The organism is Streptosporangium roseum DSM 43021 (assembly GCF_000024865.1).
GTDB lineage: Bacteria > Actinomycetota > Actinomycetes > Streptosporangiales > Streptosporangiaceae > Streptosporangium > Streptosporangium roseum.
Map to the genome: position 1 here is coordinate 1,682,692 of NC_013595.1, position 21,321 is coordinate 1,704,012.

Below are 21,321 nucleotides of genomic sequence, written 5' to 3' on the forward strand. Positions count from 1 at the left end.
CCGCCCTCCACTAGGGCCGCCACGAGGATTCCCAGGTCGACCTGGGAATCCTCGGTTCCGGGCGGCCGGTCCGATCGGAGGACATCGGCCATGTGACGGGTGCCGATCCCCGCCCGGGTACGGGGGCCGGCCCCGTACCCGGGCAGCCGGATTCACGGCTCGGGGGACAGGCGGTCGGCGGCCTGCTCGATGGCCGTGCTCACCCGGTCGGCCAGCAGGCCCACCGCGCCGACCGCCCTGGTCACCGGGTCGTCCCCGGCGCCGCCGAGGGCCCGTTCGCGCAGGTAGGCGGCCTTCACCTCGGCCCACCGCGCGGCCTGCGCGGCCGTCATGGTGCCCCGCAGCTCGGCCAGCTTGAGCAGGTTGGCCTCGGCGCCGGAGGTGAGGGTCTGGGCCTCGCCGAGGTAGTGGTCGTCGATCACGGCCTCCAGCTCCGCGTCGTTCATGACCGGGACGACCCTGGCGGCGAGCTTGTTCATGTTCCGGTAGGACCCCTGGAGTTGGAAAGGCGGCTCGGTCCTGGACGCGTCGGCCTGGGCCGCCGAGGCGATGTAGGCCCGGTTGCCGGCCAGCACCACCCGCTGGAGGCGGAGCAGCCCGCGCAGGACCGTGAGGACCTGGCCGAGCTCCACGGAGGAGTAGGGGTGGGAGAGCTGGTCGGCGCGGACGGCCGGGTCGCCCTGCGCCAGCCGTACCAGGAGGCGGATGTCGCCCCGGTCGCGGGTGGACAGGGGGGCCAGGACGGGGTTGGAGGTGAGCGCGTTGTCGATGTAGCTCAGCGCGAACAGCTCCTCCCTGCCGGACAGCACCTCGCCGAGGTTCCACACGTCGGCCCGGTTGGCGAGCATGTCGGGGATGCGGAACCGCCCGCCGGACTCGGTGTACGGGTTGCCCGCCATGCAGACCGCGAAGCGCTTGCCGCGCAGGTCGTAGGTCCGGGTCTCGCCCTCCCAGACGCCCTGCATCCGCCGCTGGCCGTCGCACAGCGAGATGAACCTCTGCAGCAGCTCGGGAGAGGTGTGCTGGATGTCGTCGAGATAGAGCAGCACGTTGTTGCCCATCTCCAGGGCGAAGGAGATCTTCTCGACCTCCTGGCGCGACGTCGCGTCGGGCGCCTGCGCCGGGTCCAGCGAGGTGACCAGGTGTCCCAGGGCGGGACCGTCGACCTTCACGAAGATCAGGCCGAGCCGGCTGGCCACGTACTCCATGAGGGTGGTCTTGCCGTAGCCGGGCGGCGAGATGAGCAGCAGCATGCCCATCTGGTCGGTCCGCCTGGCGTCGCCGGCCGCGCCGATCTGCTTGGCCAGGTTGTCGCCGATGAGCGGGAGGTAGACCTCGTCGAGGAGCTGGTTGCGGACGAAGGCGCTCATCACCTTCGGCCGGTACTCCTCCAGGCGCAGACGTTCGCGCTCCGCGGCGACCAGGTCGTTGCGCCGCCGCTGGTAGGCCCGGTAGGCGGGGACGCGGTGCTCGCGGAAGCGCCGGGTCCGGCTGAGGAACTCGTCCAGGCGCAGGTCGAGCCTGCGCCCGACGATCCGCGGGTGCGTGCCGAGCAGGCCCTCGACGGTGGCGGTCAGGGTGGCGGAGGAGTCGTGCCGGGACACCTCGCACAGCCGTACGGCCACCGCCTCCGGCAGCTCGGCCGACGGCTCGAACGCCCCCAGCCACGCCTCGGCCAGCCGGTACCGCTTGGCGAGGTCGTCCCCGAGCGCCCGCAGGTCGTCGTCGAGCTCCCCGCGCGAGGCCCCCAGCGCCCGGTCGAACCGCTCCAGCAGCGACCGCGCCCCCGCGCTCGTCACGAACCCGGACGGCCTGCCCGCCAGCTCCTCGAAGAGATACTCCCCGGCGAGCGCGGAGACGTCCTCGCCGTCCTGCCCGGCTCCGCCGTGCCACCCGGCCGCATCGTCCTGCCCGGTCCCGCCGTTCTGTCCGGTTCCGCCGGTCCGCCCGGCCGCGTCGTTCTGCCCGGTCCGCCCGGTCCCGCCGGTCCGCCCGGCCGCATTCGCGGCCTCCGCGGTGGCGGGCGCGCGGTCCGGCCGGTCGCGGCCGGGGACCGTGCCCGGCGCCTCGCCCTCCAGGTCGCGCATGAAGGCCGCGATGGCGGAGCCGAGAGCGGCGCGGGTCTCGGCCACCGCGTCGACCCGGCCGAACAGGGCCCTCGCCCGCGCGAGGGAGACCGCCCGGGTGGTCCACGTCCCGCGAGAGGTCTCGTCCGCGCCGAAGGCCCAGAAGAGCTGGGCCGCGGCCCTCGCCGCCGGGGGATAGCGCAGCAGGCCCGCGCCCGCGTGCAGGCGGAGCAGGGCGTCGAGGATCGCGGCGGCGTCGTGGTCGTGGACGCCCCGCTCGTAGCCCTCGTCGTAACGGGCCTCCGCCACCTGGCGGACGATCCGCAGCAGCCCGCCCTCGACTACCGCCTCCTCGTGCAGCGCGTCGAGGGAGACGGCCGAATCGCCCGCGCGCAGCGTGCCGGCCTCCGCGCCGGCCAGGATCGAGGCGGCCAGGTGCTCTCCCCGGTAGACCTCGGCCGTCTCCGAGACCAGCAACTGGTCCCAGAACGGCCGGGTCTCGGCGAACGTCTCGTCGCGGACCGGCGAGCGGTAGTCGGTCCCGGTGACGGCGAACGCCATCCGCCCGCCGTGCGGCACCAGCGTGAGGTCGGGTGCCTGGGTGTTGACCGCGAACCGGTGCCGGCCCAGGCGGATCGTCTCGCCGCCGTCGGCGTACAGGTCGAGCCGGTCCAGCAGGGCGCGGCCCGCCTCCTGGCGGGCGGACTTGATCCGGCCTTCGAGCTCCTCGGCCCGGACCTGGTCGCCCAGCTCGCGCAGCTCCCCGGCCACGCCGTGCAGCTTGACGACCATCGGGTCGGAGCCGAAGTAGGTGTTGACCTCGTCGAGGGAGCCGAGCCCGGCCACCCGGCGGCGCACGCCCGCCAGGATCCGGTCCGCGGACCCGGCCAGCCGGTCGGCCCTGCGGGCGCGCTCGTCCAGCAGGGCCTGCCGCCGCGAGGAGAACGCCTCGTAGACGTCCTCCCGTTTGGCGGTCAGCCGGGCCAGGAAGTCGTCGAACTCGGCGAAGCGCGACTCCAGGCCCTCCAGCTGGAGCATCAGCCGGCCGAGCTGCTCGTCGCAGCGCTCGGGGGTGCCGGACATCGCCAGCGCCCCGGTGATCGCCTGCCCCAGCAGCGCGAACTCGGCCGCGAACGCCGCCCGTCCCTCGCTCGCCAGCAGCTCGCCGCGCCGGGCCTCCAGCGTGGCGCGGGCGCGGTTGACCCCGCCGAGCACCTCGCCGATCCGCTCCAGGATCGCGGTCCGCACGGTCGCGTCGGCGATGTCGAGCGTGCCGACCACCTCGATCACGACCTCCAGGCCCTGGGCCTGGCCGGCCAGCCGGTCGCCGACCGGCCCGGCCTCGGCCACGGTGGCGATGGCCCCGGCGTCGGACGCCAGCCGCTCGACCTCCGCGTGGTACCCGGCGAAGGCGTCCTCGCCCCGCAGGAAGCCGGCCGCGCGCTGTGCGGTGGTGCCGAGCTCGGCCTCAAGCTCGGCGGCCAGCCCGTCGATCCGGCCGATGTCCACGTGACGCAGCTCGCGCAGGGTCACCAGACGCCCCTGGGCGCGCCGCAGCTCGGCGAGGTGGGTGATCCACCCCTGGGCGGATCGGGGCGCCTGCGCGCGCGCCTGCCGTACCAGGGAGGCGATCTCAGCGGCGGCGGCCTCCAGCGCGGCCGCGGCCTGCTCGGTGAGCGACTGGACGTTCTCGAACTCCTCCAGCACCTGCCCGGCGGTCGCCCGCACGTCGGCGAGCGGTCCCCGCAGCCCGTGCTCGCCCAGCCAGTGGTAGTGGTCGAAGGTCCGGGCGCAGGCCGCGATCAGCGCTTCGAAGACCGGGACGGACGGCGCCATCTCCTCGACCATCCGCGCCACCGACAGGCAGTCGGAGATCCCGCGTACCAGCTCCGCGTTGCCGATCCGCTCCAGCGGTCCGGTGCCCACCGGCTGGGCGGCGGCGTAGAGGTCCGACGTGTACGGCGTCTGCCAGACCTGCATGGGGTGGACCCGGGAGGGCTCGTCGGAGGTCGCCCTGAAGACGATCAGCGTGCCGTCGTCGAACAGCGAGTAGCCGTGGCAGGACAGGGGCGTGGACACCTGCTTGCGGATCACGTTGTACGGCAGCAGCAGCGACCGGCCCCCGGTGCGGGCGTGGAAGACGTAGAGCACGTCCTCGCCGTTGGCCGAGCGGATGACCCGCTCGAACTCCAGGCCGGAGACGTCGGTGTCGAAGGTCTTCCCGGCCCCGGTGGACAGGTGGTAGCCGCCGGGGAAGATGATCCCCTGGTCCTCGGGCAGGCGGTGGCAGGCCTGGCCGATGCCGTCGAGGCGGACCACGCCCTTGGTCCTGGTGTTGAAGACCAGGTGCCGCCACTCGGTCTCGTTGTAGGGCCGCACGCGCAGCAGGATCAGCGGGCCGACCCTGGCGTGCTGCACGTCGGCGTCGGCGAGGCTCTGCAGCGGCTCGGCGACCGGCTCGCGGTAGACGCCCTCGCCGGTCTCGGTGTTGTTCTCGATCTTGATGGTGAGGTCGCCGCCGACGGTCTCGACGAACACCTCGCCCTGGATCGAGATGTGCGGGTGGCGGCCGAGCACGTGGTCGTCGCGGGTGGTGGGGGTCCACTCGAAGTCGTGCGACGGCGGGAACGCGTGGTCGCGCTCGCCCCGGTCGTCGATGTAGGTGAGCGTGCCGTCCGCGCCGACCTGCCAGCGCAGCACGCGGGTGTCCTGCGGCCCCGTCCGGAAGACGGCCAGCATCTTGCCCTCGGTCCGGCGGAGCCGGAGCAGCCGGGTCTCCCGGTAGTAGCGGTAGAGCTCGGCGAAGTCCCGTTCGAACTGCGGGTGGCGGAACAGCGGCGCGGGGTCGAACCGGAACGCGGCGCCCTCCGGGCCGCCCTGGGCGCCCGTGGCGCCCCGCACGAAGGTGTGCATGGAGAAGACGTCCTCGACGGCCGTCTCGGGCTTCAGCCCCATGAACACGTTGTAGCCGAACAGGATGAGCCCCTGCCGCCCCCCGGTCCCGCCGCCCGCTCCCGCGGGCGGGCCCGCCACCCCGCCGAGCGCCACGATGTCGCGGGGGACGCAGTTGTTCTCGGTACGGATCCGCTCGGTGCCGATCAGGCGGAGCTCGGCTCCGCCGAAGACCTCGAGACGCCGGGTGTTGAGCGCGCCGGCCTGCCGGGCGAGCTCGGCCGCCTGCTCGGCGAGCCGGGCGCGCAGCACCTCGTAGGTGCCCGCGTCCAGCCCGGCGTGGCCGTCCGGCGGCTCGGTGACGACCTCTGTCATGGGCGGCGTCACTGCTTGCCGGAGTTGAGGGCGGCGACCGGCACCTCGGCGGCGACCGGGACGTCGGTGACGGCCTGGGTGCCGGCGCCGGGCTTCTGCGCGCCGCCCAGCAGCTCACGCAGCCGGTCGGCGTCGGCTCCGCCCGCGGCCAGCTTCACCAGCAGCGCCGACAGGGACAGGTTCCGCACGTCGGCGGTGTCGAGCGAGCCGAGCATCCTGGTCAGGTCGGCGGGCAGGCTCTGCGAGCCGTCCAGGTACGGCCCGGCCAGAGCCTGGGCGACGTCGGAGTGCTGCACGAAGCCGTCCACGCTCTTGCCCATGGTGATCGAGCCCATCAGCCGGTCGAGGAACACGCTGTCGCCGCCGACGATGTCGATGTTGGCCTTGGACAGGCCCGCCGACAGTACGGCGGCCTGCGCCTCGGCGACCTTGAGCTGGACGTTCACCCCGGCGAGGCGGATCTCCTTGTCCGCCTCCAGCCGCAGGCGGTACTCCTCGTGGGTACGGCTCGCGTCGTCCAGCGCGGCCATCGCCGCCGCCTTCTGGGTCAGGCCCTCGGCCTCGGCCTTGAGCTTCTCGCCGACGGCCGAGGCGGTCGCGAGCGCCATCGCCTGCTCGCCCTCGGCCTCCGCCTTGAGCCTCTCCCGCACCCCCATGGCCGAGGCGAGCGCCTTGGCCTGGTCGCCCTCGGCGACCGCCAGCGCCTTCTCCCGCTCGACCGCGGCCTCGGCGCGGCCCACCTTCTCGATCGCCGCGGCGTCCCGCTCCCGGACCTGCACCTCGGCGAGGCCGGCCGCGGCCGCCTCGGCCTGGACGCCCTCGGCCAGCCGGATCTTGGCGCGGGCGTCGAGTTCGGCGGCCTGCTGCCGCGACTCGGCCAGCACCAGCGCCTCGCGTGCCCGGTGCCTGGACGCCGCCTCGGCGGCCTCGGCCGCCTTGATGTCCTTGACCAGGCTCTCCTGCGCCTCGGCCTCGGCCTGGATGATCACGGCCTGGCGGGTCCGCTCGGCCTCCTCGACCACCCGCAGCCGCTTGATGTTCTCCTCCTGCTCGGCGACCGTCTTCTCCACCGCGATCCGCTCCCGGATCACCTCGGCGATGGACCGCTTCTCGCCCTCGACCTCCTTGTCCTTGGAGATGCGGGACAGCTCGGTCTCACGCTCGCGGGAGATGACCTCCAGCATGCGGTCCTTCTCGATCCGCTCGGACTCGATGGCGATGACCCGCTCGCGGTTCTTCGCCGCCACGGCGATCTCGCGGGCCTGGTTCTCCTGCTGGATGCCGAGCTGCTCGTCGGTGCGCAGGCCGGCGGCCTGGGCCTTGAGCCGCTCCTCCGCCCGGACCTTGAGGATCTCCGCCTCCTCGCGGGCACGCATGGTCTCGACCTCGCGCTTCTGCTTGATCTCCGCGTCGGCCTGGCGGCGCTCCAGTTCGAGGATGGCCTCCCGCGCGTCCACGTTCTGGCGGGTGATCTCCTTCTCCTCGCGCCGCTGGAACTCGTTGGTCCGCACGTGCTCGATCGCGGTCAGTTCGGTGATCTTCCTGATGCCCTGAGCGTCGAGGATGTTGTCCTTGTCGAGGGAGAGCAGCGAGGTCTGCTCCAGGTAGTCGATGGCGGCGTCCTCAAGGCTGTAGCCGTTCAGGTCGGTGCCGATGACCTGGATGATCTGGTCGCGGAACTGGTCGCGCTGGGTGTAGAGGTCCACGAAGTCGAGCTGCTTGCCGACGGTCTTGAGCGCCTCGGAGAACTTGGCGCTGAACAGCTCCTGCAGCGTCTCCTGGTCGCTGGCCCGCGCGGTGCCGATGGCCTGGGCGACCTTGACGACGTCCTCGGCGGTCTTGTTGACCCGGACGAAGAAGGTGATCCGGATGTCGGCCCTGATGTTGTCCCGGCAGATCAGGCCCTCGCGGCCGGTCCGCTCGATCTCGATGGTCTTCACCGAGATGTCCATGATCTCGGACCGGTGGAAGACGGGCAGCACGATCGCCCCGGTGAAGGTGACGTCCACCTTGTTGACCTTGGAGACGATCAGTGCCTTGCCCTGTTCGACCTTGTTGAACAGGCGGCTGGCCGTGACCAGCAAACCGATGACGACGAGAAGGATGACGGCGAGGAGGATGCCGAATCCGGTGGAGATGACGTCCATGTGGTCCTTCGGCTAAAGAGGACGGTCAGGGTCGAGTTCGGCGTCGTAGGGCATCACCCAGAAGAACTCGCCCGCGGAGTCGTAGGCGAATATCAGGGCGGTGCTGCCGGCGCCGAAAGCGTCGTCGCCGGTCTGACGGACTTGGACGAGGGCGGAGGAGCCGTCCGCGGCGGTGACCTCGGCCTGACCGAAGTCCCTGCCCACCCGGCCGGTGCGGACGACGCACGTCCGGCCCACGAAGTCGGCGCGGGAGGGCGCGCGCTCCCCGCGCGCGGCGCGGCGCAGCGGCAGCACGATCAGGCGGGTGCCGGCCCAGGCGCAGGCGAGCGCGGCGGCCGGCACCACGGTCAGCGCGGGGACGCCGCTGAACAGCACGCCGCCGGCCAGGCTGACGAACCAGGCGATGACGACCAGCAGCGACACGGTCACGGAAGCCGGCACCCCGCCCAGCCCCAGGCCGCCGAGGAACCCGGCGAACCCCGCCGTCTCCGTCCCGGCGTCGGCGTCGTCGAACCCGATGCCGCCGAACACGGCGAGCAGCCAGTAACCGATGATCACCACGAGCAGGAATGTGAAGAGAACGGTTGGAAAAGCAAATGCGGCATCGACGAAATGGCCCATCGGCGAGCGAGATCCCCCTGTGGCGTGCTTAACGGCGCTCCCCCGAGCGCATGTGCCTGACTATATACATATAAAGATTGAGTAAAGGGGATAGTTCCCGAAATCTAAGGAATGACGGGAAACTTGCGCTGGGCATGAGAAAGCCGAGGACGCGGGGCTCCGCGTCCTCGGCTGCGAGGGAGAGATCAGGCGGGACGGGTGATCATGTAGGCCAGGCCGACGAGGATCACGACGGGGATGAGCCACACGATCGCCTCGATGGCGAATTCCTTGTACATGACATCCCTCCGGGGCGGTGATCGGCGAGGAGTTCAGGGAAACCGACGATAGCCGCTGACCCGCGCCGCGACCAGGATCCGGCGTCCCCGGCCCGCCGGGCGGGCCGGGGTGTCAGCGTCCGCTGCCGGCCGCGTTGTACTGCAGGTCCTGCACGGTGACGGTCTGCTTGACCGTGAAGGGTGAGGTGACCGTCGCCGTGGTCTGCCCGGAGCGGACCACCGAGACCTTGTTGGTGCCGAACGCCAGCGGGTAGAGCTGGACCTGCATCCCCGCCCTGCCCTGGTAGTTCTCGGCCGTTCCGCCGATCGAGGCGTTCACGGTGGCGGCGCCGGTGAGGAACGACAGGATCTCGACGGCGTCACGGGGCGCGCCGGTCCCCGGGCGGGGCGTCATGAACTTCGTCTGAGTTCCCGAGGCCGGCCTCGCCGCCGCGAGCTGCGAGCGATGGGTCAGGTAGACCGTGTCCCTCACGATGGGCGGGGCCTTCCCCGTCTTCAGCCACGTCAGGTAATAGGACGAGATGTCGAGATACGCGTGGCCGTTGTGAACCGACGGGGTGAACTGGGTCCCTTCGGAGAAGTCGTTCCAGGTGGTGAGCTGCACCCAGTCCGCGCCCCCCGTGATGGATCTCTCCCACGTGGTCCTGAGGTTCTCGGTGTTGCCGGCCTCGTCGTAGACGCCCTGGTTGGGGCGCTCGTCCTGGACCGACACCGGCTGCATCCAGATCTTGCCGAGGCTGTGCGCGAGTTTGATGTTGCTCGCGATGCCCGACTGCTGGGCCGGGCTCCGGTTACCCCAGTTGGAGAAGCCGTAGCTGATCGGGGCGAAGGCCGAGGCGTTGGAGGAGAAGTTCAGAAACAGCGGTACGAAGGCCACCTTGATGCCGTACTCGCTGTTCATGATGGAGATGAGGTTCGACCACCAGGCCGGGGTCTGGGCCTCGGCCTTGAAGGGCGAGACGACCAGCCGCCCGTCGTCGAGGCGGTAGACCGACTCCGACTTCGCCAGGTCGGCGAGGGAGGCCGCCAGGGTCGCCGCGTCGGACTTCAGCGAGGTCATGTCGGGCATCAGGACGATGGTGAAGCCGGGATCCACCTTCTCCGCCGCCTGGATGAGCAGCTTCAGGCGCGTCCAGTTCTGACTGGTCAGGGAGAGGATGTCGACGGTGAAGCCGTCGATGCCCGCCGCGGCGGCCGTACGGACCTCGGTCTCCATGTCCTGGAGCTGCCAGTTGCCGGCGAGCGGCGCGCGGGGGAGCGGACGGTCGCGGAGCAGGCCGCCGTACGCCGCGTGCTTGCCGCTCTCTCCGGCGGGGTTGAGGTAGTTCCTGGTGTAGTAGTCCTCACTCGCGGCCTTGTTGTCCAGGGAGAGGGGATAGGGCGTGAAGTAGTGCGCGAAGACCTTGTGCGAGGAGGCACGCAGCGTCTTGGCCGTGGGCAGGTCGAAGGGGAGAGGCCCCTTCGGCACGGGGGTGGCCGTGGGCGTGGGCGTCGCCGTGGGGGCCGGGGTCGCGGCTGGCGCGGTGTAGGTGACGACCAGGCGGGGGCCCTTGCCCGAGGTCGAACGGGACGAGTGCAGGACCCCCTGCGCGCCCGACGCCGACGTGAACCCGAAGGAGTAGGAGCCGTTGCCGGTGAACGCCGCGGAGACGTCGAACTTCGCGACCGCTCCGTTGACGAGGCCCTCCCTTTCGGCGAGCGCCGGGCCGTACTGCGGGAGGCTGTTCCAGGTCGTCGTGGCCGGGGCCCAACTCCCGGTGACCTTGCTCGCCGAGACGGTCGTGTCGGTCGTCCGGGCGGCCGTCACCTCCAGCACCATCGTGACGTCGCGCGCGCCCGCGGGCACGCCTGCGACGGTGAACCCGGCCAGGGCGCGCCGCTCGGCGCCGGGTTTCCCGTCACACGTCTTCGCGCACACCGACAGCCAGGTGTAGGTCTCGTGAACGCGGGTGGGACTCGCCTGGCTGGCGTAGGTGTCCTTGACCGCGGTGAGGGTGATGGGCGCCGGAGCGGCCGAGCGGGTCGCCGCACCGGCCATCGGGGGTCCCGACATGCCCAGGACCAGGACGCCGACCAATAAGGCCACCGTCTTTCCCAGTTTGACCTGCAAATTCATTGTCGGCTTTCCTTGATCGTTTCGGTGGGGTTTTCACCATAACGCGACCTATCCGGGGCGTATCGGAAATCCGAAATTGGAACGAGGCAAGCAGTAAACGATTACAAGAGCGGCCCGATCCGCTCGGTCCCGGCCCGCCACCGCGCCGCCGGAGTCGTCGTCGCCGCACACGGACGGCCGTTGTCCGTCATTGCCTTCACCGTCACAGGCGGGAGGGTCCTCACCACCGACGTGCCGGCTGATCCCGAACGGCTCCACCGGCTCGACCCGGCAGTCCTCGACGGCTGACCGCCCACCACCGGGGCGTCACGGCCGGAACGCTAGGAGGGGGCGGCCGAGCCGACCACCACGGGGGTGTCCGAACCGGGCCCCTCGACCACGTCCGCGACCACGCAGGTGATGTTGTCCGGGCCGCCGGCGTCACAGGCGAGCTCGATGAGCCGCCGGGTCACCGCCTCGAGGTCGTCGATGTCGGCGAGCACGTGGCGGAGCCGGTCGGCCTCGACCACCCCGGACAGGCCGTCGGAGCAGAGCAGGTAGCGGTCGCCGACCTCGGCGTCGCGCAGGGAGAGGTCGGGGTCGATGGTGTCGCCGCCGTCCAGGACCTGGAGCAGGATCGACCTGTGCGGATGCCGGGCGGCCTCCTCGGCGGTGATCCGCCCGTCGTCCATCAGCGTCTGGACCAGGGTGTGGTCATAGGTGATCTGGTAGAGATCGCCGTTGCGGAGCAGGTAGGCGCGGGAGTCGCCGATGTGGGCGAGGGCGACCCGCGGTCCGTCCCAGAGCATCAGGGTCAGAGTGGTGCCCATGCCGGTGAGGCTCGGATCCTGCTCGACCAGCTCGCGCAGGCGCTGGTTGGCCTTGCGGACCCCGGCCTCGGCCGCGGCGGCCAGGTCCTCCGGGACCTCGTGGTCCAGGGTGGAGACCGCGGCGATCGCCGCCGAGCTGGCCACCTCCCCGCCCACGTGGCCGCCCATGCCGTCGGCGACGGCGAGCAGCCGGGCGCCGGCGTAGGCCGCGTCCTCGTTGCCCTGGCGGACCCGGCCGATATCGGAGCCTGCCGCATAGCGAAGCGTGATCATCTGCACACCACTGGAACGTCGAGTTGCACGAGCGGGTCGCTTTCGGGCAGTTGGGACGGGCATGGGGCGAACCGAGTTGTTCCACAATCCACTGAACACCATGGTGACGCAAGCGGCCTGAGGAAGTGTTGCCACATCTGTTGACGGCCGCGGCGGCGCGTAAGCTGTTTCGGCGGCCCGCACTGTGCGGGGTTCCCCACTTTACGCACGGCTAGGAGACCAGGAAATGACCGCGATCCTCCAGGAGGCGGCCCGGCGCCGCACGTTCGCGGTGATCAGCCACCCCGACGCGGGTAAGTCGACCATGACTGAGGCGCTGGCGCTGCACGCCTCCGCCATCACCGAGGCCGGTGCGGTGCACGGCAAGGCCGGCCGCCGCGGTGTGACCTCCGACTGGATGGACATGGAGAAGGCCCGAGGCATCTCCATCACCTCCGCCGCTCTCCGGTTCGAATACCGGGGGCACATGTTCAACCTGGTCGACACCCCCGGCCACGCCGACTTCTCCGAGGACACCTACCGGGTGCTGGCCGCCGTCGACTGCGCGGTCATGCTACTCGACGCGGCCAAGGGCATGGAGCCGCAGACCCTGAAGCTGTTCGAGGTCTGCCGGCACCGCCGGATCCCGGTCATCACGTTCGTCAACAAGTGGGACCGTCCCGGCCGCGAGGCGCTGGAACTGCTGGACGAGATCCAGGAGAAGACCGGCCTGCGGCCCACCCCGATCACCTGGCCGATCGGCACCGGCGGCTTCTTCCACGGCGTGGTGGACCGCGTCGTCGACCAGGCGGTCCGCTACACCCGCACCCCCGGCGGGGCCACCAAGGCCATTGAGACGGAGCTCACACCCGAGCAGGCCCTCGCCGAGATCGGGGAGGACTGGGAGCGGGCCAAGGACGAGGTCGACCTGCTCTCCGCGATCGGCTCCGACCACGACCAGAAGGCGTTCGAGGCGCACGAGTCCACCCCCGTGCTGTTCGGCGCCGCCCTGAACAACTTCGGCGTCGGCCGCCTGCTGGACGCCATGGTCGACATCGCCCCGGCCCCCGCGCCCCGTCCGGATGTCAAGGACGACCCGCGCCCGCTGGACCGGCCGTTCTCCGGCCTGGTCTTCAAGGTGCAGGCCAACATGGACCCCTCGCACCGCGACCGGATCGCCTTCGTCCGGGTCTGCTCGGGCCGGTTCGAGCGGGGCATGGTGCTGACCCACGCCGCGACCGGGCGTCCCTTCGCCACCAAGTACGCCCAGTCGGTCTTCGGCCAGGAGCGCGCCACGATCGACGAGGCCTTCCCCGGTGACGTGGTCGGCCTGGTGAACGCCACGGCCCTGCGCCCCGGCGACACCCTCTACGACGGCTCCGCGGTCGAGTTCCCCAGGATCCCGAGCTTCGCGCCCGAGCACTTCTGGACGGCCCGCTGCCGCGACTCCAGCCGGGCCAAGCAGTTCCGCAAGGGCATCGAGCAGATGGAGGCCGAGGGCGTCGTGCAGGTCCTCCGCTCCGAGATCCGGGGCGACCAGTCCCCGGTGCTCGCGGCGGTCGGACCGATGCAGTTCGACGTGGTCAAGCACCGGCTGGCCGGGGAGTTCAACACCGAGATCGCGATGGACCGGCTCGACTTCAGCCTGGCCAGGATCACCGACGCCGAGTCCGCGCCGGTCCTGGCCCGCCAGCGCGGTGTGGAGGTCTTCACCCGCGCGATCGACGGGGAGCTGCTGGCGCTGTTCACCGACGAGTGGCGGATGCGCGGCGTGCTGCGCGACCATCCCGGCCTGGTGCTCAAGGCCCTGCTCGCCGACACCCGCGGCTGACCGTCCGGTACGGCTCGCACCGGGGGCCCGGTGCGAGCCGTACCGGCAAAGGCATACATGGTGAGATATGTCCCCATGAGCACGATTAAGTGGGGAATTCTGGCAACCGGCGGGATCGCCGCCACGTTCACCGAGGACCTGAGGCTCGTGCCGGACGCCGAGGTGGTCGCGGTCGGGTCCAGATCCGCCGAGTCCGCCCGCGCGTTCGCCGACCGGTACGGCATCCCCCGCGCCCATGGGAGCTGGGCCGAGCTGGCCGCCGATCCCGACGTGGACATCGTCTACGTCGCCAACACGCAGAACGCCCACTACGACGCCGTGCTGACCTGCCTGAACGCAGGCAAGGCCGTGCTGTGCGAGAAGGCCTTCACGCTCAACCGGGCCCAGGCGGCCAAGCTGGTGGATCTCGCGCGGGAGCGGAGGCTGTTCCTCATGGAGGCCATGTGGATGCGCTGCGTCCCGGCCATCCGCAAGATCGTGGAGCTGGTCGAGGGGGGAGCGATCGGCCCGGTCGAGGCCGTCCACGCCGACTTCGGGATCTCCGTCTCCGTCGAGCCGGACCACCGGCTCCGCGACCCCGAGCTGGGTGGCGGCGCCCTGCTCGACCTGGGCGTCTACCCGATCTCCTTCGCCTACCTCATGCTCGGCGCCCCCGCCGGGGTGCAGTCCTGGGCGCGGCTGACCCCCGAGGGCGTGGACGAGAACACCGGCATGTTGCTCGGCTACGACAGCGGCGCGGTCGCGCTGCTGTCCTGCGGCATCACCACCGACGGCCCGGTCACCGCGTCGGTCTCCGGCCCGCTCGGCCGGATCGAGCTGCCGCACCTGTTCTTCCGCCCCGGCGCCTTCGTCCTGCACCGGGCCGGCGCCGCGCCGGAGACCTTCCACGTCCCCTACGAGGGGACCGGCATGCTGCACGAGGCGGTCGAGGCCATGCGCTGCCTGCGCGAGGGGCTGCTGGAGAGCCCGCTCGTGCCCTGGCAGGCCACCCTCGACGTGATGGGCGTCATGGACGAGGTCCGCAGGCAGGTGGGGGTCCGCTTCCCCGGCGAGTGACCCGCGCGGCCCTGGGGCCGTCCGCGGGGCCGGAAGGCCCGGGGACGGCCTCAGACGCGGCGCCAGTCGTGGCCGTCCAGGAAGGCGCGCCCGCCGGTGGCGTACTCGGTGAAGGCGTCCTGGACCGTTTCGAGGTCGGAGACGTGCGTGCGGAACATCAGGTCCTGGACGCTGTCCTTGTACTCCAGCTCGTAGCCCGTGATCTCGGGGGACGTCTGGATGAAGTGCTCTCCGAAGACGACCAGCGCCGTGAACGGGTTCTGCGGCGCCATGGTGGCCAGCGCGTCGGTGACCAGCCGCAGGTCGGGATCGACCACGATCATCCCGTCGCCCGTGTGCATCTGCATGCCGGAGTAGACGCCCAGCGGAGCCAGGTTGTGCACCAGCCCGCGCTGCGGGTCGTAGCAGACCAGCCCGCACTCGCGGGCCAGGGCGAAGGCCTCGCCCGACACCTCGTCGGCCCTCTCCGGGTCCACGCTGACCACGGCGCAGGCCGGGGAGACCCGCTCGGCCTCGGCCAGCCGCGCGGCGAACGCCGCCACCCCGGGATGCGGCGCGGCGGCGTCGGGCTCTCCGCGGCGGAGCGCCTGGAAGACGGTCTCCGCGTGCTCCTTGGTGATCGGCTCGGGCTCGTGCCAGACGGCCAGTTCTACGCTCACCGTCTCATCGTCCTACAGAAGATTCCCCGGGCCGAACGGGCCCCTTCCCGGCGTCGCCGCCCTCGGGCGGCCGGGTGGCCGCCGCTGCCTGGGGACCCCCGTCCGGCGGTCGCCCGAGGCGTTCCGGAGGGGGACGGCGCTACGTCCGGACCGGTCCGGACGCGGCGCGGTCTACGCGGGGGGCCGGTCCGCGGCGCGGACCTGGGACAGCTCCACCGTGCAGAACGCGCAGCGGCTGGCGTCGACCGGGATGTCGCTGAGACACTCCGGGCACTCCTTCTCGGTGGCCTTCTTGTCCCTGTCGAAGAAGGCGATGACCCGGGTCATCGGCATCACGACCAGCCAGTAGATGACCGCGGCGATGATCAGGAAGCTCAGCAGGTGGTTGATGAAGTCGCCGTACATGAACTTGGCGCCGTTGACCGTGAACACGTACTGCGAGAAGTCCGGCCCGCCGCCCCCGGTGATCGCCGCGATCAACGGCGTGATCAGGTCCTTGACCAGCGCCTGCACCAGGCCGCTGAAGGTCGCTCCGACCACCACCGCCACGGCGAGCTCGACGAGGTTTCCCCTCATCAGGAACTTCTTGAATCCGCCCATTCCTCAGCGTCCTCCACTCGTGAGAACGCTCGGACTACCCCCGCAAACCGGGTCAAACGTCGAAATCCCCGTTTTTCACGGCCATGACGAAGGTGCTCCACTCCTCGTGGGTGAACGACAGGACGGGCCCGGTACCACCGGCTTTGCCGTCCCGTACGCCGACCCAGCCGTCCTGCGATGCGATCTCGACGCAGGTGCCGTTGTTGCACCTGGACCGCCAGACCGCCCCATGGAACCGCGAGTCGCTGTCCATGCGTTTCCTCCCGGAAAGATTGATAACTCTTCTACGGAAGAGCGCCGCGCCGCGAGAATTATAGTCTATTTTCACGTCACCGGCCTGTGATCGTTTGCTGTGGTTGCCGGGGGGCGAGTGCCGGATGGGTCATCGGAAATGAATCCGCGTCCGCCGCCGGCGGCAAGATAAACGGTGCCGGCGGGATCCTCCGCCGGCACCGTCCGTGGTCTCGCGCTTCCTTTATGGGAAGTCGGCTCCTACAGGTCGAACCTTCCGTTCTTGATGCTGTATATGAAAGACCGGAATTCTGCTACGGTGAATTCCAGGATCGGCCCACTCTGATCCTTGCTGTCACGCATGCCCACGTCTCCGTTGGGAAGTCTGGTGATTTCCACACAGGAGCCGTTGTTGCACCGGCTTGAGACCTGCCACTCCAGGGACGGGAGTTCGGCGGGTTTGGAAGACGTCATCGTCTCTCCATGAAAATTTGTCGGGATTAGTGTGTTGTCTGATGACGGAATGTGCCGGTCAGGCAGCGAATCTGTCGTATGCCCTCGCGATGTGCACCGCTGATTCTTGTGGGCTCAGGGCCACTGCGCGAAGATGGTTGAGCGTTTCTCTGAAACGCTCAAGTTCTTTGGCCTTCTCCAGGTAGAAGCTACCCATGAGGGTGTCCAGGTACACCGTGTCGCCGATGGTGGGGTCGGAGAACTCCAGCAAGACGAAAGCGCTGTCGAACCCCATGTGCGCGCCGACGGTGAAAGGAATCACCTGAATGGTCACATGGGGGAGCTCGGAGGTCTTCTCGATATGCTCCAGCTGCTTTCTCATGACATCGGCCCCGCCTACATGGCGATGCAGTACGGATTCGTCGAGCAGCACCCAGTATTTCGGCGGCTGGGGTCCGTGCAGGCGTTCCTGGCGCCTCAGCCGGTAGGCGACCCGTTCTTCCAGCACGTCCGGGTCCATCCTCGGCAGATATCCCTTGATGATCGCGCGGGCGTACTCCTCGGTCTGGAGAAGTCCCGGGACGGTCGTCGTCTCGTATTCGGAGATCGACGTGGCGTCGATCTCCAGGCCCAGGAACGGGCGGAAGTCGACGTCTTCCGTCTCCTGCCACCAAACTTGTTGTTTGGCCTCCCGCGCCAGGGACATCAGGGCGTCGATCTGCGTCTGCTCGGTCATCCCGTAGAAGAGGCACAGGTCGCGCACGTCCCGGGGGAGGGCGCCCCGCTGGGCGGTCTCGATCCTGCTGATCTTGGCCGGTGAGCATTCGAGCTGTTCGGCCGCCTCCTTGATGCTCTTCCCGGCCTGCTCGCGGAGCTCCCGCAGACGGCTGGCAAGTTGTCGGCGGCGCAGAGTGGGGTTGGTACCGGCCATCGGCGCTCACCTCTTCTTCCCGGTGGTGCAGGCGGCTGCCGCCTCACTCATGGAAGTCTTCCCAGGTCGTGGCGATGGTAACAGTCAAATGGCAGTATCGTCCGGCAATCTCCGAAGGTAACCGCCAAGGGTATATTCATGTGGCAATTGCCAATGGCAGTCGTCGATGGCACAGACCCGGGTAAAAGGTGAGCGAGGCCCCTGTCGGGGCGAACCTTCAAGGGGGCGATGGTCCTTGAAGTATGAAATCGACCTCCGCAACGATCACTGGATCGGTGCGGGCAGCCTACTGATCATTGGCCTGCGGGCGCTGGACGCAGGGATCTTCGCGGAGCTGGACGCGTTCGCGTGGGTGCAGGGATGGGAGACCGACCGCGGTCGGCTGTTCCGGCACGCCTACCGCGATCCCAGGTTCGGCACCCTGCTGGAGTGCGGTCTGTGCCACGGCGCGGACACGACCGGCAGGCGGCAGCCGTGCTCGCTCTGTGACGGCACCGGGCGGATCGACCGGCTCAGGCCGGAGGTGCGCGACGAGCGGTGAGCCGGTGCGGACAGGCGAGCCGTCGCGCATCGGTGAGGGATGCCGATACGGGGTGAGCATCGGTGAGGGATGCCGATACGGGGTGAGCATCGGTGAGAGATGCCGATGGCGAGCATCAGTGAGAGATGCCGATACGGAACGAAAGGTACTATCGGCCGAGTTCGCGAGCGAGGTGGCCGGATGGACTTTCGTGTGCTGGGACCGGTCGGTGTGGTCGCCGACGACGGGACGTCGCTGGACATCGGGCCCTACCAGCAGCGGGCGGTGCTGGCCCTGTGCGCGCTCGCCGCCCCGCGCCCGGTCGGGCTGAGCCGGATGATCGACGCGCTCTGGGAGGACGGGCCGCCGCCCGGCGCGGTCAACACCGTCCAGGCCTACGTCTCCAAGCTCCGCCGCGTCTTCGAGCCCGGCAGGCGGCGGGACGTGCCCCCCACGATCCTGGTCAGCAGGCCCGGCGGCTACGCCCTCGACATCCCCGAGAGCGCGCTCGACCTGGCCAGGGCCCGGGGGCACGCGGCCGAGGGCGGGCGTATGAGCGCCGCCGGCGAGCACGTGGTCGCGGGCAGGCGGCTCCGGCTGGCTCTGGCGGAATGGCGCGGGGATCCGCTCACGGACTTCGCGGGCGCCTCCTGGGCCGTGGAGGAGATCGCCCATCTGACCGAGTTCCGGCTGACGCTGGAGGAGGAGGTGGCCGAGGCCGACCTCGCCCTCGGCCGGGGATCCACGCTGACCGGCGGGCTGGCCCAGCTCGTCGCCGCCCACCCGTTCAGGGAGCGGCTCCGCGTGCTCGGCGCCCACGCGCTCTACCAGGCCGGACGGCAGGCCGAGGCGCTGGCCGTGCTCGCCGAGGGGCGCAGGCTGCTGGTGGAGGGCCTGGGGCTGGACCCCGACCCCCGGTCCAGGGAGATGGAGCGGCGCATCCTCGCCCAGGATCCCGCCCTCACGCCCCGGGTCCGCGCGACGGTACGGCAGGGCGCGCGGCTGGTCGGCAGGGACGCCGAGGTCCGGGTGCTGGACCTGGCGGTCGCGGGGGAGGGCCACCGGGTGGTCCTGCTGGCCGGGGAGCCGGGGATCGGCAAGACCAGCCTGGCCGAGCAGGCCGCCGAGGCCGCCCGCTCCGCGGAACGCCGGGTGGTGTGGGGCCGCTGCTGGGACGGCGCCGGCGCGCCGCCCTTCTGGCCGTGGACGCAGGCCGTACAGGAACTGGTCGGCGGGGACGGCGGGCCGGCCCAGCTCGCCGCCACCGGGCAGTTCCAGCTCTACGAGGCGTTCGCCCGGCTGCTGAACGAGCACGGCCGGGTCCTGGTCGTCCTCGACGACCTCCAGTGGGCGGACGCGTCGTCGCTCCGGCTGCTGGAGTTCCTCGCCTCCACCCGCCTCTGCCCGGAGCTGACCGTGGTGGCGACCTACCGCGACACCGACGTACAGGCCGGGGGGACGCTGGAACGCGCCCTCGGCGCGCTGGTACGGCTGCCGCACGTGCGGCGGCTCCTGCTGCGGGGGTTCGGTGAGGAGGAGGTCCGCGAATACCTCGGCCGGGCCGGTGCCGATCCGGGCCGGGCGGCGGAGATGGGCAGGCTGACCGCGGGAAACCCGTTCTTCCTGGGGGAGGTCCTGCAGCTGGGGGAGACACCGCAGGCCCTGTCCGACGTCGTGCGCGGCCGGATGGCCGGCCTGCCGCCGGACACCGAGGAGGTGCTGACCGTCGCGGCCCTGCTCGGCCGGGACGCGGCGACCGACATCCTGCTCCGGGTGCTGGAGCTGCCCGAGGACCGGGTGCTCGACATCGTCGACGCCGCGGTCCGGGCCCGGCTGCTGGTCGAGGGCGATGGCCTGACCTGTCGTTTCGTCCATGACATCGTCCGCGACGTGCTGCGCGAGGCGCTGCCGCCGCTGCGCCGCCGGCGGCTGCACGCGCGGATCGCCGAGGTGCTGGAGGAGCGGAGCGGGACCCGCCTCACCGAGATCGCCCACCACTACCGCGAGGGCCTGCTGACCCCCCGGATGACGGGCAAGGCCATCGGCTACACCCGGCGCGCGGCGGCCCAGGCGATGGCGCAGTTCGCCCACGAGGACGCGGTGGAGAACCTGGAGCAGGCGATCGAGATGATCGACCGGCTCCCCAGGACCGACGACGCGCTCCGCTGCGACCTCCTGCTCGACCTGGCCGAGGCCCAGGCGGCGGCGGGCACGAACATCGCCGCCCACGCCTCCCTGGAGGCCGCCGCCGAGATCGCCGAGGGACTCGGCGACGTCAACCGGCTGGCCCGCGCGGCGCTGGGCTTCTCCGACCCCATCTACCTGGGCATGTACGAGGAGATGACCGGCATCGACCGGCTCGCCGAGCGCATCGACCGCGTCCTCGCCTCCGACCTGGCGGAGGACTCGCCGTGGCGGGCCCGGCTGCTCGCCGCCGCCGCGATGACCGGTTTCACGGTCCGGTCCGTCGAGCACAGCGTGGCGATGGCGCACGAGGCGGTACGGCTGGCCCGCCGTACCGGCGACGACCGGACCCTGGCCGCCGCGCTGATCGCCCTGGAGATGCTGCTCAGGCACGACCACGACCGCGACGGCGCGCGGGCGGTCATCGACGAGATCGTGGAGATCGGCCGCCGCACCGGCGACCTGGCCACCGAGTGGAACGGCCGCGAGTGCGAGTACGTCGAGCTGGTCGCCCAGGGCCGGACGGACCGGGCAGCCGATCTGCTGGCCTGGCTCGGGGAGACCGCGGAGCGGCTCCGGCTCCCCTCGATGGTCAGCCTGGCCGCCTGGCAGCGCGCGATCCACGCCTACCTGGGCGGGCGTTTCGCCGACGCCCTCGCCGCGGCCGAGGAGTCCGGCGCGGCCCACCCGGAGGGGGCCCTGGGCCGGAGCGAGACCCACCTGCGCAGCGGCGTGCTGCACTTCTTCGCCCTGAGGGCCCGGGGCGCGGCCGGCGAGGCGCTCGCGCTGGCCGACGAGATGCTCGGCCGGCGCCCCGGCGAGTGGTCCTGGCGGATCCTGCGCTGCCTGGCCCTGATCGACCTGGGCGGGACCGATGAGGCGCGCGCGGTCTTCGCCGGGCTCGTCCGCGACGTCTCCACGCCCATCGGCCCGGACCTGGCCTACCGGTTCGTGTCGGACGCCCTCAGCGAGATCTGCGCGGCGCTCGGCGACGTGGCCGCCGGGCGGGCCCTGTACGACCGGCTCGCCCCGAGCGCGGGCCGGCTGCTGGGCTGGTCGGTGACCGACCTGTGCCTGGGACGGCTCGCGCTGCTGGAGGGAGACGGGGAACGGGCCGAGGCCCACCTGCGGGCCGCGGAGGCGTTCGTCCGCCGCTCGGGGGCGGAGGTGTACGAACCCGCGCTCCGGGACCTGCGGGCACGACAGGCGACTCTTAGTCCTCCTTTGGGATAAAGGGGATGAAGGTCGCCGTGTTGAGGGTGGGAAAGCACGCATGGCTAGGGCAGCATTGGGCATGTCT

General features: G+C 70.9%; 14 protein-coding genes. 4 read left to right on the top strand and 10 right to left on the bottom strand.

Features of this window, described 5'->3' with window-relative positions; translation table 11 throughout:
* Nucleotides 1–152 precede the first annotated feature (152 nt).
* From SROS_RS07625 to SROS_RS07645, 5 genes are all read right to left on the bottom strand, one after another.
* Nucleotides 153–5,333 (bottom strand): DNA repair ATPase, encoded by a 5,181-nt coding sequence (locus tag SROS_RS07625; protein ID WP_012888323.1) that lies wholly within the window; start codon nucleotides 5,331–5,333, stop codon nucleotides 153–155.
* Nucleotides 5,334–5,341: 8 nt separating this feature from the next.
* Nucleotides 5,342–7,480 (bottom strand): SPFH domain-containing protein, encoded by a 2,139-nt coding sequence (locus tag SROS_RS07630; RefSeq protein WP_012888324.1) that lies wholly within the window; start codon nucleotides 7,478–7,480, stop codon nucleotides 5,342–5,344.
* A 12-nt stretch (nucleotides 7,481–7,492) separates the two neighbouring features.
* Entirely contained in the window at nucleotides 7,493–8,041 is a 549-nt protein-coding gene (locus tag SROS_RS07635) for a hypothetical protein (protein ID WP_245564583.1), read from the bottom strand.
* A 450-nt stretch (nucleotides 8,042–8,491) separates the two neighbouring features.
* Complete coding sequence (locus SROS_RS07640; protein ID WP_012888327.1) at nucleotides 8,492–10,495, bottom strand: glycoside hydrolase family 71 protein; 2,004 nt, start codon at nucleotides 10,493–10,495, stop codon at nucleotides 8,492–8,494.
* A gap of 320 nt (nucleotides 10,496–10,815) precedes the next feature.
* Nucleotides 10,816–11,577, bottom strand: coding sequence for a PP2C family protein-serine/threonine phosphatase (locus tag SROS_RS07645; protein WP_012888328.1), 762 nt, complete (start codon nucleotides 11,575–11,577; stop codon nucleotides 10,816–10,818).
* Between the two features lie 226 nt (nucleotides 11,578–11,803).
* On the opposite strand from SROS_RS07645, the gene SROS_RS07650 reads away from it, so the two are divergent.
* Together SROS_RS07650 and SROS_RS07655 are read left to right on the top strand one after the other, a co-directional pair.
* Nucleotides 11,804–13,387, top strand: coding sequence for a peptide chain release factor 3 (locus SROS_RS07650; RefSeq protein WP_012888329.1), 1,584 nt, complete (start codon nucleotides 11,804–11,806; stop codon nucleotides 13,385–13,387).
* A 75-nt stretch (nucleotides 13,388–13,462) separates the two neighbouring features.
* Entirely contained in the window at nucleotides 13,463–14,443 is a 981-nt protein-coding gene (locus SROS_RS07655; protein ID WP_245564584.1) for a Gfo/Idh/MocA family protein, read from the top strand.
* A gap of 50 nt (nucleotides 14,444–14,493) precedes the next feature.
* Here the strand turns inward: SROS_RS07655 and SROS_RS07660 are convergent, their stop codons facing one another.
* The 5 genes from SROS_RS07660 to SROS_RS07675 form a co-directional block, all read right to left on the bottom strand.
* The gene (locus SROS_RS07660; RefSeq protein ID WP_012888331.1) at nucleotides 14,494–15,102 is read right to left on the bottom strand and encodes a hypothetical protein; all 609 of its coding nucleotides are present in this window, start codon (nucleotides 15,100–15,102) and stop codon (nucleotides 14,494–14,496) included.
* 171 nt (nucleotides 15,103–15,273) lie between these two features.
* A complete protein-coding gene (mscL, locus tag SROS_RS07665; protein WP_012888332.1) occupies nucleotides 15,274–15,702 on the bottom strand; it encodes a large conductance mechanosensitive channel protein MscL in 429 nt (142 codons plus the stop codon).
* A 52-nt stretch (nucleotides 15,703–15,754) separates the two neighbouring features.
* Nucleotides 15,755–15,955 carry a DUF397 domain-containing protein gene (locus SROS_RS07670; protein ID WP_012888333.1) on the bottom strand — a complete coding sequence of 67 codons (201 nt, stop codon included), beginning with the start codon at nucleotides 15,953–15,955 and terminating at the stop codon, nucleotides 15,755–15,757.
* Between the two features lie 239 nt (nucleotides 15,956–16,194).
* The gene (locus tag SROS_RS47255; RefSeq protein ID WP_012888334.1) at nucleotides 16,195–16,407 is read right to left on the bottom strand and encodes a DUF397 domain-containing protein; all 213 of its coding nucleotides are present in this window, start codon (nucleotides 16,405–16,407) and stop codon (nucleotides 16,195–16,197) included.
* 58 nt (nucleotides 16,408–16,465) lie between these two features.
* The gene (locus tag SROS_RS07675; RefSeq protein ID WP_012888335.1) at nucleotides 16,466–17,317 is read right to left on the bottom strand and encodes a helix-turn-helix domain-containing protein; all 852 of its coding nucleotides are present in this window, start codon (nucleotides 17,315–17,317) and stop codon (nucleotides 16,466–16,468) included.
* A gap of 235 nt (nucleotides 17,318–17,552) precedes the next feature.
* Between SROS_RS07675 and SROS_RS07680 the strand changes: the two genes are divergently transcribed.
* On the top strand, nucleotides 17,553–17,858 hold the full coding sequence (locus SROS_RS07680; RefSeq protein WP_012888336.1) for a hypothetical protein: 306 nt from the start codon (nucleotides 17,553–17,555) through the stop codon (nucleotides 17,856–17,858).
* A 180-nt stretch (nucleotides 17,859–18,038) separates the two neighbouring features.
* Nucleotides 18,039–21,254 (top strand): ATP-binding protein, encoded by a 3,216-nt coding sequence (locus SROS_RS07685; RefSeq protein WP_012888337.1) that lies wholly within the window; start codon nucleotides 18,039–18,041, stop codon nucleotides 21,252–21,254.
* The last annotated feature ends 67 nt before the right edge of the window (nucleotides 21,255–21,321 follow it).